Origin of the sequence: Streptomyces clavifer, from assembly GCF_036345975.1 — a bacterium.
Taxonomy (GTDB): Bacteria; Actinomycetota; Actinomycetes; order Streptomycetales; family Streptomycetaceae; genus Streptomyces; species Streptomyces clavifer.
Genome location: NZ_CP107793.1, coordinates 2,619,278 through 2,635,663, shown reverse-complemented (window position 1 = coordinate 2,635,663; position 16,386 = coordinate 2,619,278). Strand labels below are relative to the sequence as shown.

Here is a 16,386-nt window from a genome sequence, read left to right as displayed (position 1 = left end):
CCGGCCGCGGCTCCGCCGGTCGCCCCGTTGGTTGCGCCGGTGTTCGCCCCAGTTCTCGCCCCGGCGGTTGCTCCGGCGTTCGCTCCGGCGGTCGCCGCGGCGCTCGCGCCTGGCTCGGCCGCGGGGGCCTCCGCGGTGCTTCCGCCGCGTGGGCTCCGCACGCCCTGCTCGCCGCTCTGTGCGGGCGCAGCGGCCTTTCCTGTCCTGGCCTCCGGCACGGTCCATCCCCAGCTTTCAAGACGCGGTTGACAAACACGAGTGGTCACTCGCATTCTGAAGAAACGCGAGCGATGTCTCGTGTTTGCCAGTGTAAGTGGCAACGACTGACCCATGCTGCCTTGCGCCGCCCGGGTCTGGGTGAAGGGGACACCGCACCATGTCCGAAGTCAACAGCCCGGAGCGCGTCGGGGGCTGGACCCGCCTCGTCACCGCACGACCACGGCTGTCCCTGCTGGCCGCTCTGGTGATCACGGCGCTCGCGGTGTTCGCGGGGAGCGGGGTGGCCGACCGGATGGGCAGCGGCGGATGGGAGGCCCCGGACGCCGAGTCGACGTACACGACCCGGGTGCTGGAGCGTGAGTTCCCCGCCTCACAGCCCAATCTGCTGCTGTTGGTCGACAGCGGCGGCGCCTCCGTCGACGATCCGGCCGTGGCAGCCGAGGCCGCCCGCCTCACGGAGCGGCTGGCCGGGGAGAGGGGGATCACCGGCGTCGGCTCGTACTGGCAGACCACCTCCCCCGCCCTGCGTTCCGAGGACGGACACGAAGCGATCGTCGCCGCCCGGATCGAGGGCGACGAGAAGACGGCCGGGGACACCCTCGACCGGATAGCGCCCGCCTACCGGGGGGTCCACGGCCCCGTCGAGGTCTCCGTCGGCGGACCCGTCGCCGTGCGGCACGAGATGCAGACGATCATCCAGGAGGATCTGCTGCGGGCCGAGCTCATCGCCCTGCCGGTGACGCTGGTGCTGCTGGTCATGGTCTTCGGCAGTGCGATCGCCGCGCTGCTGCCCCTGGGTGTCGGCATCGTCGCGATACTCGGGACCAACGCGGTGCTGCGCGGCATCACCGAGCTCACGGACGTGTCGGTCTTCGCCCAGAACCTCACCACCGCACTCGGCCTCGGGCTCGCCATCGACTACGCCCTGTTCATCGTGCGCAGATTCCGCGAGGAGCTGGCCTCCGGGGCGGACACCCGGGCGGCGATCGGCACCACCCTGCGCACGGCGGGGCGCACCGTGCTCTTCTCCGCGCTGACGGTGGCCGTGTCCCTGGCGGCGATGATGGTCTTCCCGCAGTACTTCCTCCGCTCGTTCGCCTATGCGGGCATCGCCGTGGTGCTCCTGGCGGCCGCCGCCGCACTGATCCTGCTGCCGGCCGCGCTGATGCTGCTCGGACCGCGGGTCAACTCCCTGGACCTGCGCCGGCTGCTGCGCCGCCGCACGGACCGGAAGGCGCCCGCCGGGGAGCCGGCCGAGGGCTCGGGCAGGGGATGGGCCCGGTTCGCGGTGCTCGTGATGCGCAGGGCGCCGGTCTTCGCCGTCGTCACCACGGTCGGCCTGATCCTGCTGGGGCTGCCCTTCCTCGGGGTGAAGTTCGGCACGGCGGACGACCGCCAGCTGCCCTCGACCGCCGAGTCCCGCGTGGTCCAGGAACACATCCGGGACGCGTTCCCCGGCAGTCCGGGCGGTGGCCTCGAAGTGCTCGCCGAAGGTGCGGCGACGCCCGCCCAGTACAGCGACTTCCGCGCCAGGATTTCCGCGCTTCCCGGCGTGCAGCGGGTCGACGGCCCGGTCACCGGTGACGGGTCCGCGTACTTCAACGTGCTGTCCGAAGGCGAGGCCGTAGGGCAGGAGGCCCAGCAGCTGGTCCGGGAGCTCCGGGCCGAGCCGGCCCCGTTCGACACCTCGGTGACCGGCGCGGCGGCGGTCCTGGTCGACTCCAAGGACGCGATAGCAGACCGGCTGCCGTGGGCGGTGGGGATCATCGTCGTCGTGACCCTGCTGCTGGTCTTCCTGCTGACCGGCAGCGTGCTGATCCCCGTCCAGGCCGTCGTGCTCAACGCCCTCAGCCTGACCGCGATGTTCGGAGCGGTGGTCTGGGTATTCCAGGACGGGCACCTGTCCGGGCTCCTCTCCTTCACCAGCACCGGCGACATAGAGACGACCCTGCCCGTCCTGATGTTCTGTGTGGCCTTCGGCCTCTCCATGGACTACGGGGTGTTCCTGATCTCCCGGATCAAGGAGGAGTACGACCGCACCGGCGACCACGAGCACTCGGTGACCTTCGGGCTGCGGCACACCGGCGGGCTGATCACCGCCGCGGCCGTGATCCTCGCGGTGGTGATGGTCGCCATCGGCACCTCCAGGGTGACCAACACGAAGATGCTGGGGCTGGGGATCGCGCTCGCCGTGCTCATGGACGCCATGGTCGTGCGCAGCCTGCTGGTGCCCTCCGTGATGAAGCTGATGGGCCGGGTCACCTGGTGGGCACCCAAGCCGCTGCGCGCCTTCCACCAGCGGTTCGGGCTGAGCGAGGGGGAGCCGGCCCCGCCCGAGGACCGGGACGCCGAGGAGATGTCGGAGCAGCGAGTTCAGGAGCGGGACAAGATCACGGCCGGGGCGTAGATTCGCCGGATCCGACAGCCGATCCACGGAGGAGGGGCCGATGCGGGCAGTGGTGTTCGAGGAGTTCGGGCGGGAGGCCCACGTCCAGGACCTCCCGGACCCCTCACCCTCCGCCGGAGGAGTCGTGGTCCGGGTAGGGGCGACCGGGCTGTGCCGGAGCGACTGGCACGGCTGGATGGGCCACGACCCGGACATCGTCCTCCCGCACGTGCCCGGCCACGAACTGGCGGGAGTGGTCGAGGCAGTGGGATCCGCAGTGCGCAACTGGCGCCCCGGGGACCGGGTCACCGTGCCCTTCGTCTGTGCCTGCGGCCGGTGCGCCGCCTGCGCCTCGGGCGCCCAACAGGTCTGCGAGCGGCAGACCCAGCCCGGCTTCACCCACTGGGGATCGTTCGCCGAGTACGTGGCGCTGGAGGAGGCCGATGTCAATCTGGTCGCCGTGCCCGACGGGCTGTCGTTCGGTACGGCGGCCGGGCTCGGGTGCCGGTTCGCCACGGCGTTCCGGGCCGTGGTCGGCCAGGGGCGCGTCGCACCGGGGGAGTGGGTCGCCGTGCACGGCTGCGGCGGGGTCGGGTTGTCGGCCGTGATGATCGCGGTGGCGTCCGGCGCCAGGGTCGTCGCGGTCGACGTCTCGCCGCACGCCCTGGAGCTGGCCCGGGCGTTCGGAGCCGCCGTGTGCGTGGACGCCTCCGCGTATCCCGCCGGTGCCGACGAGGCAGTACGCGAGCTCACCGGCGGCGGAGCGCACCTGTCGCTCGACGCGCTGGGCTCCCCGGTCACCTGCGCCGCGTCCGTGCGGAGCCTGCGCAGGCAGGGCCGCCACGTCCAGGTCGGGCTGCTGCCGCCGGCTGCCGGTGACCCGGTCGTGCCCATGGCGCGGGTGATCGGCCTGGAGCTGGAGATCCTCGGCAGCCACGGCATGGCCGCACACGACTACCCGCCGATGATGGACATGGTGCGGGCCGGCACCCTGCGGCCCGACCTGCTGGTGACGTCTTCCATCACCCTGGACGCCGCCCCGGCGGCCCTCGCCGCCATGGGCGGCGCCCCCGGGGCGGGCGTGACGATCATCGAACCGGCCAGGAGGACCTGAGCTCTCCACGGCCCCGGTTGCTGGGCCGGGACGCGATCCACGTGTGGACGGTGTCCGCGTACCAGTAGGGCTTCCCGTGCTGGACGGCGTCCGGAGGGGGAAGGAGCCCGTGTTTGCGGTACGAGCGGACGGTGTCGGGCCGGACCCGGATGTGCGCGGCAATGTCCTGGTACGACCAGAGCCTTCTGTCCGTCATGAATGACACCTCTCCGTACCTCCGCACTCTGCGCGCCGCGTTCTCTGCCCATCTCTGCCCGTTGAACGACGGGGTTGCGGGTAGGGCAGGGGCCGTCGCGATCCTGTGACGCAAACCCTGCGGAACGCGTACATACGTGACGGAGAGGTGACTGCTGTGACGGGTGGGTCGGCAGAGCAGTCAGGTGGGTCAGGGGGGTCAGGTGGAGGACCGGGCAGGACCGCAGGCGCGGAGGAACTCGCGGGTGCGGCGGGCGATGGGCAGCGGCTTGTCCGGCGGGCAGGGATACATGTCCTGCTCGACGATGGCGAACAGGTCCCGGTGCAGAGCGCGCGCGGCCTCCAGTACGGGCTCCAGCGCGGGGACCCCGCCGGGCGGCTCGCACATCACCCCGCGTGCCACCGCCGGGCCGAACGGCACCTCGTTCGCCACGACATCGGCGAGGATCTCGGGATCGACCTGCTTGAGGTGCAGATAGCCGATCCGTTCCGCGTAGGTCTCGATGAGCTTCACGCTGTCCCCGCCGCAGTAGGCGTAGTGGCCGGTGTCGAGACAGAGCGAGACCAGCTCGGGGTCGGTGGCGTCGAGGAAGCGGTTGACGTTCTCCTCGGTGTCGACATGTGTGTCCGCGTGCGGGTGCACCACGATCCGCAGCCCGTAGCGCTCCCGCACCTCGTGGCCCAGCCGTTCCGTCTGGGTGGTCAGCTCGCGCCACTGCGTGGCCGTGAGCGTGCGGTCCTCCAGCACCTCACCGGTCTTGTCGTCCCGCCAGAACGACGGGATGACCACCAGGTGTTCGGCTCCCATGGCCCGGGTGAGCGCCGCGATGCCGGCGACATGCTCCCAGGTCCGGTCCCAGACGTCCGGACCGTGGTGCAATCCCGTGAAGACGGTGCCGGCGGAGACGGTGAGGCCGCGGCGCGCGGTCTCGTCCTTGAGCCGGGCGGCGTCGGTCGGCAGATAGCCGTACGGGCCGAGCTCGATCCACTCGTAGCCCGCCTCGGAGACCTCGTCGAGGAACCGGTCCCAGGGCACCTGCCGCGGATCGTCGGGAAACCAGACCCCCCACGAGTCGGGTGCCGAGCCGATGCGGATGCGGGCCGGAGAGGGTACGGAGGAGGTCATATCGCCCACCCTCCAGCCCCCGGAGGGGAGTGTCAAGAGTTCGTCCGAATGTCCGGACAAAGTGTTGACAGGGTTCCGGCAGAGCACTAGACCTGGGGTCAGCCGAAGGGATGCGCATGCCTGAGCCGTACGACGTGATCACCATGGGGCGGATCGGGGTGGACATCTACCCGCTGCAGACCGGCGTACCGCTGGCCAAGGTCGAGACCTTCGGGAAGTTCCTCGGCGGCTCGCCGTCCAACGTGGCGGTGGCCGCCGCCCGGCTGGGCCGGCGGACCGCCGTCATCACCCGGACCGGACAGGACGCCTTCGGTGACTACCTCCATCAGGCGCTCGCCGGATTCGGGGTGGACGACCGGTGGGTGACGGCCGTGGCCCGGTACCCGACCCCGGTCACCTTCTGCGAGATCTTTCCGCCGGACCACTTCCCCCTCTACTTCTACCGGCAGCCGAAGGCACCCGACCTGGAGATCCACAGGGACGAGCTCGACCTGGACGCCGTGCGGGCGGCGCGGGTCTTCTGGATGACCGGCACCGGACTCTGTGCGGAGCCCAGCCGCAGCGCGACGCTCGCCGCACTCCGCGCCCGTAGCGCGGCACAGGCCCCGGGGGAGGCGCAGGGCCCGCGCGCCACGGTCTTCGACCTGGACTGGCGCCCCATGTTCTGGGACGGGGGCGCGCAAGGTTCGGGCGCGGGAGGCGGCGAAGGCAGCGGTAGCGGGGAGCCGCCCCCCACCGCCCGTTACCGCGAGGCCCTCGCCCATGCCACGGTCGCCGTCGGCAATCTGGACGAATGCGAGATCGCCACCGGCGAACGCGAACCGTACGCCGCCGCTCGCGCCCTGCTCGCCGCCGGGGTCGAGCTCGCCGTCGTCAAACAGGGCCCGGCCGGCGTGCTCGCGGTCCACCGCGACGGCACCACCGCGGAGATCCCGCCCCTTCCCGTGGAGGTCGTCAACGGACTGGGCGCCGGGGACGCGTTCGGCGGTGCCCTCTGCCACGGGCTGCTCGCCGGCTGGGAGACCGCGCGGATCATGCGCTACGCGAACGCGGCCGGGGCCATCGTCGCCTCGCGCCTCGCCTGTTCGTCCGCGATGCCGTACCCGCACGAGGTCGAACAGGCCCTCGCCGACGGAGCGGTCGAGGCGACCGGAACCAGGAAGGCCCCCGGGCCGGCGGAAACCGCCGCAACCCCGAAAGCCCCCGGACCGCCGGCAGAAGCCTCCAGAGCCCCCGCACCGCACGGACTGTCAGAGGCCGCCGGAACAGCCGGGCCGAACAACACCCCCGCACCGCCCGGAACCCCCGCACCGCCCGGAACCCCCGCACCGCCCGGAACCCCCGCACCGCCCGGACCGGCAGAAGCCCCCAGAGCCCCCGGGTCGTCCGGAACCCCCGGAGCCACCCCATGACCCCGCCCGCCGCCGCCTCCCTCGCCGATCTCGTCCGCATCCGGGCGCATCACCCCGAGGCCGTCGCCGAGGCCGCGGCCGCGCGCCGCAGGCGGCCTCTCGTCGGCCCCACCGAACGCCTGATGATCATCGCCGCGGACCATCCGGCGCGCGGATCCCTGGCCGTCGGCGACGACGAGTTCGCCCTGGCCGACCGCTTCGACCTCCTGGAACGGCTGTGTCTCGCCCTCTCCCGCCCCGGCGTCGACGGGGTCCTCGCCGCAGCCGACGTCCTGGAGGACCTCCTGCTCCTCGGAGCCCTGGAGGACAAGGTCGTCATCGGCTCCATGAACCGCGGCGGACTCGCGGGAGCCGCCTACGAGCTCGACGACCGCTTCACCGGCCACCGCCCCGTCGATCTGTCCCGGCAGGGCTTCGACGCGGGCAAGCTGCTGCTGAGGATCGACTACGAGGACCCCGGCTCCCTGGACACGCTCCACACCGCCGCCCGCACCGTCGACGCGATGGCCGCCCACCGGTTGCCCGTCTTCATCGAGCCGTTCCTCTGCCACCGCGCCGATGGCAGGCTCCGCACCGACCTGCGGGCCGCCGCCGTCACCACCTCCATCGCCGTGGCCTCGGGGCTGGGCGGCACCTCCGCGTACACCTGGCTCAAGGTCCCCGTCACCGAGGACCCCGACGACATGGCCCGGGTGATGCGTGCCTCGACCCTCCCCGCCGTCCTGCTCGGGGGCGAGGTCAAGGGAGACCTGGACGGCGCGTACGAGAAGTGGCGCGGCGCCCTGCGCCTGCCGACCGTCCGGGGGCTGGTCGTCGGACGGTCGCTGCTCCACCCGCCGGACGGGGACGTGGCGGGCGCGGTCGACACGGCCGTCGGACTGTTGTGAGGACCTGCGGGCGGGAGAGACGGGTAGGGATGCAGCCATGACGACACCCGACGAGCACCAGCGGTACCACCTCAGGTCCGACCGTGCCGCGAGCGGCCCCTACACCCTCGACATCGACCCGGAGCGAGCCGGCTGGGACCGGTCGAGCCTGCGCGTACTGGAGCTCGAGCCCGGTGGTGTTCATACCTTGGTAACCGGTGAGAGCGAATGGATCGTTCTCCCGTTGTCCGGTGCCTGTACGGTGCAGTCAGCAGACGAGACCTTCCAACTGCTGGGCAGGGACAGCGTGTTCGGCGCGGTGACAGATTTCGTCTATCTGCCACGCGACGCCCGCGCACAGATCGCCTCCGGCGCAGGAGGCCGCTTCGCCCTGGCAGGAGCGAAGTGCGAGCGACGACTCCCCGCTCGCTACGGCCCCGCGCCGGAGGTACCGGTCGAGCTCCGCGGCGCGGGCACCTGCTCGCGCCAGGTCAACAACTTCGCGGCAGCCGACACCTTCGCGTGCGACCGCCTCATCGCCGTCGAGGTCCTCACCCCGGGCGGCAACTGGTCCTCGTACCCTCCGCACAAGCACGACGAGCACCGGCCCGGCGTCGAGTGCGAGCTGGAGGAGATCTACTACTTCGAGGTCGAGGGCGACGGCCTCGGCTACCACCGGGTCTCGCCGTCCCGCGAGGGGGGCACGGACGTCCTCGCCGAAGTCGCCACCGGTGACGCCGTCCTCATCCCCGACGGCTGGCACGGCCCGTCCATCGCCCCGCCCGACCGCACTCTGTACTACCTCAACGTGATGGCGGGCCCGGGGGAGAAGCGCGAGTGGCTGATCAGTGACCACCCCGGCCACCGGTGGATCCGCGACACCTGGCCGTCGCAGCCCGTCGACCCCCGCCTCCCGCTCCACGGCCCGCAGGCAAGCCGGTGACCGGGAGGCCCGCCCGTGACCACGCCACGCACCCCCGGCCCGGAGGGAAGCCGTTGACCACACGATCGGCCACCACGCGCACCACCCGCAGGCTCACCACCGCTCAGGCGCTGATCGCCTTCCTGTCCCGCCAGTACACCGAGCGCGACGGCCGCCGCCGGCGGCTGATCAACGCCACCTGGGGCATCTTCGGCCACGGCAACGTCGCGGGCATCGGCCAGGCACTCGTCGAGTCCGGGCCCGCCATGCCCTACCTCCAGGGCCGCAGTGAACAGGCCATGGTGCACGCCGCCGTCGGCTACGCCCGCCAGTCGGGCCGGCTCTCCGCACACGCCGTGACCACCTCCATCGGCCCCGGCGCCACCAACCTCGTGACCGGTGCCGCCCTCGCCACCGTCAACCACCTCCCGGTGCTGCTCCTGCCCGGCGACACCTTCGCGACCCGCCCCGCCGATCCCGTGCTCCAACAGCTCGAAGTGCCGCACGCCGGCGATGTGTCGGTCAACGACTGCCTGCGCCCCGTCTCCCGGTACTTCGACCGGATCACCCGCCCCGAGGCGCTGATCCCCGCCGCCCTGCAGGCCATGCGGACCCTCGCCGATCCGGAGGCGACCGGCGCCGTCACGCTCGCGCTGCCGCAGGACGTGCAGGCCGAGGCGTACGACTGGCCGGCGGAGTTCTTCGCGGCGCGCGTCTGGCACGTACGCAGGCCCGCCCCGGACCCCTACGAACTCGAAGAGGCCGTCCGGGCCGTCCGCGCCGCCCGCCGCCCCCTGATCGTCGCGGGCGGCGGCGTCCACCACAGTGCCGCCGAGGAGACGCTCGCCGCCTTCGCCGCCGACACCCGTATCCCCGTCGCCTCCACCCAGGCCGGCAAGGGCTCGCTGCGCCACGACCACCCCGCCGACGTGGGCGGCATCGGCCACACCGGCACCGCGACCGCCGACGACCTGGCCCGCGAGGCGGACCTGGTGATCGGGATCGGCACCCGCTACACGGACTTCACGACCGCGTCCGGCACCCTCTTCGCCGACCCGGCGGTCCGCTTCCTCAACCTCAACATCACCGGCTTCGACGCCCACAAGCTCGCCGCCCTCCCCCTCGTCGCGGACGCCCGCACCTCCCTCGAAGCGCTCGGCGCCGCCCTCACCGCACGCGGTCACCACGTCGACCCCGCCTACGAGACCGCGTACACCGACGCCAAGGACCGCTGGGAGCAGCGCGTCGACGCGGCCTTCGCCGTCCCCGACCCGGACGCCCGCCCCACCCAGGCCCAGGTCCTCGGGCTGCTGGACGAGCTGGTCACCGAGGACGACATCCTGATCAACGCGGCGGGCTCCCTCCCCGGCGACCTGCACAAGCTGTGGCGGGCCCGCTCCCCGCGGCAGTACCACGTCGAGTACGGCTACTCCTGCATGGGATACGAGATCCCGGCCGCTCTCGGAGTCCAGCTCGCCGCACCCGGCCGTCCCGTCTGGGCGCTCGTCGGCGACGGTACGTACCTGATGAACCCCACCGAGATCGTCACCGCCGTGCAGGAGGGCCTGCCCATCAAGCTCGTCATCCTGCAGAACCACGGGTACGCGTCCATCGGCGGCCTCTCCGAGTCGGTCGGCGCCGAGCGCTTCGGCACGGCCTACCGGCACCGCGCCGCAGACGGGAGCTTCACCGGCCCGCCGCTCCCCGTCGACCTCGCCGCCAACGCGGCCTCGCTCGGCATGCGGGTACTGCGTGCCGAGTCGGTACGGGACCTGCGCGGGGCACTCGCCGAGGCGCGCGGAGCGGACCGTCCCACTTGTGTCTATGTCGAGACCCGAACGCCAGACACAGTGTCGGGGCCCCCTCCGGCACAGGCGTGGTGGGATGTTCCCGTGGCCGAGACCGCGACCCGCCCTTCGGCGGTCGCGGCACGCGAGGAGTACGACCGGCAGACCGCCGCCCGACGCCCCCAGCTCTGAAGGAGTCCCCGTCATGAAGACCGTCAACCACTGGATCGGTGGCAAGACCGTCGAGGGCACGTCGGGCAACTACGGCCCGGTCACCGACCCGGCGACCGGCGCCGTGACCACACAGGTCGCACTCGCCTCGGCCGAGGAGGTCGACGCGGCGGTCGCCGCCGCGAAGAGCGCGTACGAGGCGTGGGGCACCTCTTCGCTCTCCGCCCGCACCGCCGTCCTCTTCCGCTACCGCGCCCTGCTGGACGCCCACCGCGACGAGATCGCCGCGCTGATCACCGCCGAGCACGGCAAGGTGCACTCCGACGCCCTCGGCGAGGTCGCCCGCGGCCTGGAGATCGTCGAGCTGGCCTGTGGCATCACGACCCAGCTCAAGGGCGAGCTGTCCACCCAGGTGTCCAGCCGGGTCGACGTCTCCTCGATCCGCCAGTCGATCGGCGTCGTCGCGGGCATCACCCCGTTCAACTTCCCCGCCATGGTGCCGATGTGGATGTTCCCGCTGGCCATCGCCTGCGGAAACACGTTCGTCCTGAAGCCCAGTGAGAAGGACCCGTCGGCCGCCAACCTGCTGGCCGAACTGGCCGCCGAGGCGGGCCTGCCCGACGGCGTGCTGAACGTCCTGCACGGGGACAAGGTCGCCGTGGACGGCCTCCTGGCCCACCCCGACGTCGCCGCCGTCTCCTTCGTGGGCTCGACCCCGATCGCCCGGTACATCCACGCCACGGCCTCGGCGAACGGCAAGCGCGTCCAGGCGCTCGGCGGTGCGAAGAACCACATGCTGGTCCTCCCGGACGCCGACCTGGACGCGGCGGCCGACGCCGCCGTCTCGGCCGCGTACGGCTCCGCCGGCGAGCGCTGCATGGCGATCTCCGCCGTCGTCGCCGTCGGTTCCGTCGCCGACGACCTGGTCGCCCGCATCAAGGACCGTGCCCAGAAGATCAAGATCGGCCCGGGCACCGACCCGGCGTCCGAGATGGGCCCGCTGATCACGGCCGCCCACCGCGACAAGGTCGCCTCCTACGTCACCGGCGCCGCCGCCCAGGGAGCCGACGTCGTCCTCGACGGCACCGGTCACACGGTGGAGGGCTTCGAGGACGGCCACTGGATCGGCCTGTCCCTGCTCGACCACGTCTCCACGGACTCCGACGCCTACCGGGACGAGATCTTCGGCCCCGTCCTGTGCGTGCTGCGCGTGGACACGTACGAGGAGGGCGTCGCCCTCATGAACGCCTCGCCGTTCGGCAACGGCACCGCGATCTTCACCCGTGACGGTGGCGCGGCCCGCCGCTTCCAGCTGGAGATCGAAGCAGGCATGGTCGGCGTGAACGTCCCGATCCCGGTGCCGGTGGGGTACCACTCCTTCGGCGGCTGGAAGGACTCCCTGTTCGGCGACCACCACATCTACGGCAACGACGGCGTGCACTTCTACACCCGCGGCAAGGTCGTCACCACCCGCTGGCCCGACCCGTCCGACGCCCCGTCCGGCGTGGACCTCGGCTTCCCCCGCAACCACTGACTCCCGTCGTTGTCCCGTCGTTGGGAAGCTACGGACGCTCATATCCGGCAATTGGGGCCGCGATCTGTCCGTAGCTTCCCGGCGAGTCCCCGGACCGCATCGGGGCGGCGCATTCTGGGGGTTATGAGCGAGACGAGTCACCCGCCCCGGTACCAGATCCGGGCCCTGCACACCGCCACCACGGTCACCGTCTACCAGGCCTATCGGCCGGCCATCGGGCTCCCCGCGGCCCGTGACGGGCGCTTCCCCGCCGTGTGGAAACGCGACCGCATGACCTGGATCAAGCCCAGCTTCCTGTGGATGATGTACCGCTGCGGCTGGGCGACGAAGGAGGGCCAGGAGACCGTCCTGGCCGTCGAGATCACCCGCGAGGGCTTCGACCACAGCGTGGCGAACGCCGAACTCTCCCACTACGTGAGGGGCGTTCACCCCGATCGCGCCACCTGGCAGCGCAATCTGCGCCGCGCTCCCGCCCGCATCCAGTGGGACCCCGAACGCGACCTCCACCTCAACCCGCTCCCGTACCGCTCCCTGCAACTGGGCCTCTCCGGCGAGGCGTCGCGCCGGTACGCCGACGAGTGGACGGTCTCCATCCGCGACGTCACACCGCTGGCCCGCGAGATCCACGCGCTGGTGCGGGCCGGACAGGACGAGAGGGCTGCCGCGCTGCTCCCGACGGAACAGCCGTACGCCGAGCGCCCGGAGAGCGGCGCCCCCCGGCCCGCCGTACCCGCCCGAGCGCAGGACGGGCCGCCGGACCTCCCGGCCGGCACCGCGAACACACCGTTGTCCGCCACCCCCGCCGAGCGATAGCCGCGCGGAGTTCGGCAGCGGTGGCTGTGGCGGCGGTGCGGATGTCCGCATACGTGACCTTCGTGACCGCGGTGTACCGCGTACGGAGTACGAGGAGTGCCGCCTGTACCTCTCAAGGAGGCGACCGAGGTCACCCTTGCGGCATCCCGGGGTAGGACACACTCCGTTTAGGGTCGAGTCATGGAAAAACCGACTTCCCGGTGGCGGCACCGGCTGCTGCCCCGTACCCGCGGCCGTTGGGCCGCGGTCGTCGCCGCGCTCGCCGTGCTGGTGGCCGCCGGCACATGGACCGCCGTCGCGGACGACAGCGCGCCGACCGTCCACCGTGAGGACCGGATCATGCGGCTGGACGGGGTGTCCGTCGACACCTCGTACTTCACGGCCGGGGGCTCGCAGCGCAGGCCCGCCGTGCTCATCGGGCACGGCTTCGGCGGCAGCAAGAGCGATGTGCGCGCCCAGGCCGAGAAGCTCGCCGCCGACGGGTACGCCGTCATGACCTGGTCCGCCCGCGGCTTCGGGAAGTCGAGTGGGGACATCAGCCTCAACGCCCCCGACGCCGAGGTCAAGGATGTCTCGGGGCTCATCGACTGGCTGGCGGAGAGGCCCGAGGTCGAGCTCGACGCGAAGGGCGACCCGCGGGTCGGCGTCACGGGCGCCTCGTACGGCGGCGCCGTGTCGCTCCTCGCCGCCGGATACGACGAGCGGGTCGACGCGATCGCCCCGGTGATCAGCTACTGGAACCTCGCCGACGCGCTGTTCCCCGACGGAGTGTTCAAGAAGCTCTGGGCCGGGATCTTCGTCACCTCCGGCGGTGGCTGCGCCAAGTTCGAGAAGCAGCTGTGCGAGATGTACGAGCGGGTCGCGGTCAGCGGGAAGCCGGACACGGCCGCGCGTGAGCTGCTGACGGAACGTTCCCCCGTCGCCGTGGCCGACCGCATCGACGTCCCCGCGCTCATCGTGCAGGGACAGAGCGACTCCCTCTTCCCGCTCGGCCAGGCCGACGCCATGGCCAAGGCCATCAGTGGCAACGGCGCACCCGTGTCCGTCGACTGGATCGCCGGCGGACACGACGGCGGGGACGACGAGGGCGACCGGGTCCAAGGCCGGATCGGCGACTGGTTCGACCGCTACCTGAAGGACGACAAGGGCGCCGACACCGGGCCCGCCTTCCGCGTCACCCGGACCGGAGGCATCGACTCCACCGACGGCGCCGCCCTCAAGCGCGGCGCGAGCGGCGACACGTACCCGGGACTGACCGGCGGCGGCGAGAAGGTCCGGCTGAGCAGCCGCACACAGACCTTCAGCAACCCGGCCGGGGCGAGCCCGCCCTCCATCTCGGCCGTGCCCGGCATCGGCGGCGGACTCTCTCAGCTGTCCTCCTTCGGCGTCGGCCTCTCCCTCGACTTCCCCGGGCAGTACGCGCGCTTCGACTCCGCCCCGCTGAACACCACCCTGCACGTGACCGGATCGCCCACCGTCCGTGTGAACGTCAAGGCGAGCCAGGGCGACGCGGTCCTGTTCGGCAAGGTGTACGACGTCTCCCCGGACGGCACGCAGCAGGTACTGCCCTCCCAGCTCGTCACCCCGTACCGGATCGCACCCGCCCAGCAGGGCAAGCCGGTCGAGCTGACCCTGCCCGCCATCGACCACGAGGTCGACTCCGGGCACCGTCTCCGCCTCGTCCTCTCCACGACCGACCTCGGCTACGCCTCCCCCTCCGAGCCGTCGACGTACACCGTCTCCCTCGACGGGCCGCTGACCGTCCCCACCGCACCCGGCGTGAAGGCCGCGGCTGCCACGCTTCCGTGGTGGACCTGGGGGCTGCCGGCCGCCGCAGTGGTCATCGCCGCGCTGCTCCTGCTCACCGCACGCCGGCGCACCGCTACCCCCGCACCCGACCCGGCACTCGACGGCGTACCGCTGCAGATCACGGACCTGTCCAAGAAGTACAGCAAGTCCGCCGACCGGTACGCGGTGCGCGACCTCGGCTTCCGGGTCGAGAAGGGGCAGGTCCTCGGCCTCCTCGGACCGAACGGCGCCGGCAAGACCACCACGCTGCGCATGCTGATGGGCCTCATCACGCCGGACGCCGGTGAGATCCGGGTCTTCGGGCACGCCATCCGGCCCGGCGCCCCCGTGCTGTCCCGGGTCGGCTCCTTCGTCGAAGGGGCGGGCTTCCTGCCGCACCTGTCGGGCCGCGCCAACCTGGAGCTGTACTGGCAGGCCACCGGACGGCCCGCCGAGGACTCCCACATGGACGAGGCCCTGGAGATCGCCGGACTCGGCGACGCCCTGGCCCGCGCCGTGCGGACCTACTCGCAGGGCATGCGGCAGCGGCTCGCCATCGCCCAGGCCATGCTCGGCATGCCGGACCTGCTCATCCTCGACGAACCGACCAACGGCCTGGACCCGCCCCAGATCCGCGAGATGCGGGACGTGATGATCCGCTACGCGGCCGGCGGCCGGACCGTGATCGTCTCCAGCCACCTCCTCTCCGAGGTCGAGCAGTCCTGCACCCACCTCGTCGTCATGGACCGCGGCCGGCTCGTCCAGGCGGGCCCGGTCGCCGAGATCACCGGGTCGGGCGACATGCTGCTGGTCACCACCGCGGCCGAGCTCTCCGAACCCCTCGTGGACAAGGTGGCGGCGCTGCCCGGCATCGGCTCCGCCGTCCGCGTGGACGACGGCCACGGGCTGCTGGTCCGCCTCGACGGCGCCACCGCGTCCCAGCTGGTCGTCGACCTGGTCCGTCTCGACGTGCCGGTGACGGGTGTCGGGCCGCACCGCCGCCTGGAGGACGCCTTCCTCACCCTCATCTCCGGAGGATCCGCATGAGCTCCGCCACCGACGTCCGGGGCCCCGCCGAAGCCCCCGGCTACCACGCGCGCCGCACCCTGCCCCTGCGCGTCGAAGCGATGCGGCAGCTGCGCCGACGCCGCACCCTGCTGATGGGCGGGGTGCTGGCCGCCCTGCCGTTCATCCTGATCATCGCCTTCGCCATCGGCGGCACTCCGGGCGGCGAAGAGGGCGGCGGGGGCGGCTCCCGGATCAACCTGATGGACGTCGCGACGGAGTCCGCGGCGAACTTCGCCGCGACCTGCCTTTTCGTCTCCGCCGGCTTCCTGCTGGTGGTCCCGGTCGCCCTGTTCTGCGGGGACACCGTCGCCTCCGAGGCCGGCTGGTCCTCGCTGCGCTACCTGCTGGCGGCGCCCGTGCCCCGCGCCCGGCTGCTGTGGAGCAAGCTCGTCGTCGCTCTGGGCTTCAGCCTGGCCGCGATGGTGCTGCTGCCGGTGGTCGCACTGGCCGCGGGAACCGCCGCGTACGGCTGGGGGCCGCTCAAGCTGCCCACCGGCGGCGCACTCGCCACCGGGGACACGGTGCCGCGCCTCGCGCTCGTCGTCGCGTTCATCTTCGTCTCGCAACTCGTCACGGCGGGGCTGGCGTTCTGGTTGTCGACCAGGACCGACGCACCCCTGGGCGCGGTCGGCGGCGCGGTCGGACTGACCATCGTCGGCAACGTCCTGGACGCGGTGACGGCCCTCGGCAGCTGGCGGGAGTTCCTGCCCGCGCACTGGCAGTTCGCCTGGGCGGACGCGCTCCAGCCCGAGCTCGAATGGGGCGGGATGGTGAAGGGCGCAGCCGTCTCGGTGACGTATGCCCTGATTCTGTTCGCCTTCGCCTTCCGCGGCTTCAGCCGAAAGGACATCGTGTCCTGACCTTGATGTTCCGGCCCGTTCCCGGGCGCTGTTGCAGCATCGAGACGGATCCGCAACACGTTCGTCCCGTCCTGGCGGGCGCCCCGTACGTCACATTCACAGATGTCGACGACGTGGGGGGTACG

12 protein-coding genes are annotated in these 16,386 nt (G+C 72.1%); 10 read left to right on the top strand and 2 right to left on the bottom strand.

Annotated features, from left to right (window positions below):
• The first annotated feature begins 376 nt into the window (after nt 1-376).
• Both OG927_RS11325 and OG927_RS11320 read left to right on the top strand, forming a co-directional pair.
• Complete coding sequence (locus OG927_RS11325; RefSeq protein ID WP_330320094.1) at nt 377-2,626, top strand: MMPL family transporter; 2,250 nt, start codon at nt 377-379, stop codon at nt 2,624-2,626.
• A gap of 40 nt (nt 2,627-2,666) precedes the next feature.
• Complete coding sequence (locus OG927_RS11320) at nt 2,667-3,719, top strand: zinc-dependent alcohol dehydrogenase family protein (RefSeq protein WP_330320093.1); 1,053 nt, start codon at nt 2,667-2,669, stop codon at nt 3,717-3,719.
• Here the strand turns inward: OG927_RS11320 and OG927_RS11315 are convergent.
• Both OG927_RS11315 and OG927_RS11310 read right to left on the bottom strand, forming a co-directional pair.
• Entirely contained in the window at nt 3,694-3,915 is a 222-nt protein-coding gene (locus tag OG927_RS11315) for a helix-turn-helix transcriptional regulator (protein ID WP_330320092.1), read from the bottom strand. The genes OG927_RS11320 and OG927_RS11315 overlap by 26 nt on opposite strands.
• 198 nt (nt 3,916-4,113) lie before the next feature.
• Nucleotides 4,114-5,040 (bottom strand): sugar phosphate isomerase/epimerase family protein, encoded by a 927-nt coding sequence (locus tag OG927_RS11310; protein WP_056785784.1) that lies wholly within the window; start codon nt 5,038-5,040, stop codon nt 4,114-4,116.
• Between the two features lie 116 nt (nt 5,041-5,156).
• On the opposite strand from OG927_RS11310, the gene iolC reads away from it, so the two are divergent.
• From iolC to OG927_RS11270, 8 genes are all read left to right on the top strand, one after another.
• Entirely contained in the window at nt 5,157-6,452 is a 1,296-nt protein-coding gene (iolC, locus tag OG927_RS11305) for a 5-dehydro-2-deoxygluconokinase (RefSeq protein ID WP_330320091.1), read from the top strand.
• A complete protein-coding gene (locus OG927_RS11300) occupies nt 6,449-7,339 on the top strand; it encodes a Cgl0159 family (beta/alpha)8-fold protein (protein WP_330320090.1) in 891 nt (296 codons plus the stop codon). Before iolC ends, OG927_RS11300 begins: the two co-directional genes overlap by 4 nt.
• Before the next feature lie 37 nt (nt 7,340-7,376).
• Nucleotides 7,377-8,261: a 5-deoxy-glucuronate isomerase gene (iolB, locus tag OG927_RS11295; RefSeq protein WP_124282287.1), complete on the top strand. Its 885-nt coding sequence runs from the start codon at nt 7,377-7,379 to the stop codon at nt 8,259-8,261.
• Nucleotides 8,262-8,314: 53 nt separating this feature from the next.
• On the top strand, nt 8,315-10,219 hold the full coding sequence (iolD, locus tag OG927_RS11290; RefSeq protein ID WP_319102211.1) for a 3D-(3,5/4)-trihydroxycyclohexane-1,2-dione acylhydrolase (decyclizing): 1,905 nt from the start codon (nt 8,315-8,317) through the stop codon (nt 10,217-10,219).
• A gap of 13 nt (nt 10,220-10,232) precedes the next feature.
• Nucleotides 10,233-11,732 carry a CoA-acylating methylmalonate-semialdehyde dehydrogenase gene (locus OG927_RS11285; RefSeq protein WP_056785765.1) on the top strand — a complete coding sequence of 500 codons (1,500 nt, stop codon included), beginning with the start codon at nt 10,233-10,235 and terminating at the stop codon, nt 11,730-11,732.
• A gap of 123 nt (nt 11,733-11,855) precedes the next feature.
• Nucleotides 11,856-12,545 carry a DUF4291 domain-containing protein gene (locus tag OG927_RS11280; protein WP_330320089.1) on the top strand — a complete coding sequence of 230 codons (690 nt, stop codon included), beginning with the start codon at nt 11,856-11,858 and terminating at the stop codon, nt 12,543-12,545.
• A gap of 180 nt (nt 12,546-12,725) precedes the next feature.
• A complete protein-coding gene (locus tag OG927_RS11275) occupies nt 12,726-15,380 on the top strand; it encodes an alpha/beta fold hydrolase (RefSeq protein ID WP_330320088.1) in 2,655 nt (884 codons plus the stop codon).
• Nucleotides 15,377-16,261: an ABC transporter permease gene (locus OG927_RS11270; protein ID WP_124282291.1), complete on the top strand. Its 885-nt coding sequence runs from the start codon at nt 15,377-15,379 to the stop codon at nt 16,259-16,261. The genes OG927_RS11275 and OG927_RS11270 overlap by 4 nt, the downstream gene beginning before the upstream one ends.
• The last annotated feature ends 125 nt before the right edge of the window (nt 16,262-16,386 follow it).

Coding starts and splice junctions, on each gene's coding strand:
- OG927_RS11325 (WP_330320094.1), top strand. CDS start 377: ATGTCCGAAGTCAACAGCCCGGAGCGCGTCGGGGGCTGGACCCGCCTC.
- OG927_RS11285 (WP_056785765.1), top strand. CDS start 10,233: ATGAAGACCGTCAACCACTGGATCGGTGGCAAGACCGTCGAGGGCACG.
- OG927_RS11280 (WP_330320089.1), top strand. CDS start 11,856: ATGAGCGAGACGAGTCACCCGCCCCGGTACCAGATCCGGGCCCTGCAC.
- OG927_RS11310 (WP_056785784.1), bottom strand. CDS start 5,040: ATGACCTCCTCCGTACCCTCTCCGGCCCGCATCCGCATCGGCTCGGCA.
- iolB (WP_124282287.1), top strand. CDS start 7,377: ATGACGACACCCGACGAGCACCAGCGGTACCACCTCAGGTCCGACCGT.
- OG927_RS11315 (WP_330320092.1), bottom strand. CDS start 3,915: ATGACGGACAGAAGGCTCTGGTCGTACCAGGACATTGCCGCGCACATC.
- OG927_RS11300 (WP_330320090.1), top strand. CDS start 6,449: ATGACCCCGCCCGCCGCCGCCTCCCTCGCCGATCTCGTCCGCATCCGG.
- iolC (WP_330320091.1), top strand. CDS start 5,157: ATGCCTGAGCCGTACGACGTGATCACCATGGGGCGGATCGGGGTGGAC.
- OG927_RS11320 (WP_330320093.1), top strand. CDS start 2,667: ATGCGGGCAGTGGTGTTCGAGGAGTTCGGGCGGGAGGCCCACGTCCAG.
- OG927_RS11270 (WP_124282291.1), top strand. CDS start 15,377: ATGAGCTCCGCCACCGACGTCCGGGGCCCCGCCGAAGCCCCCGGCTAC.
- OG927_RS11275 (WP_330320088.1), top strand. CDS start 12,726: ATGGAAAAACCGACTTCCCGGTGGCGGCACCGGCTGCTGCCCCGTACC.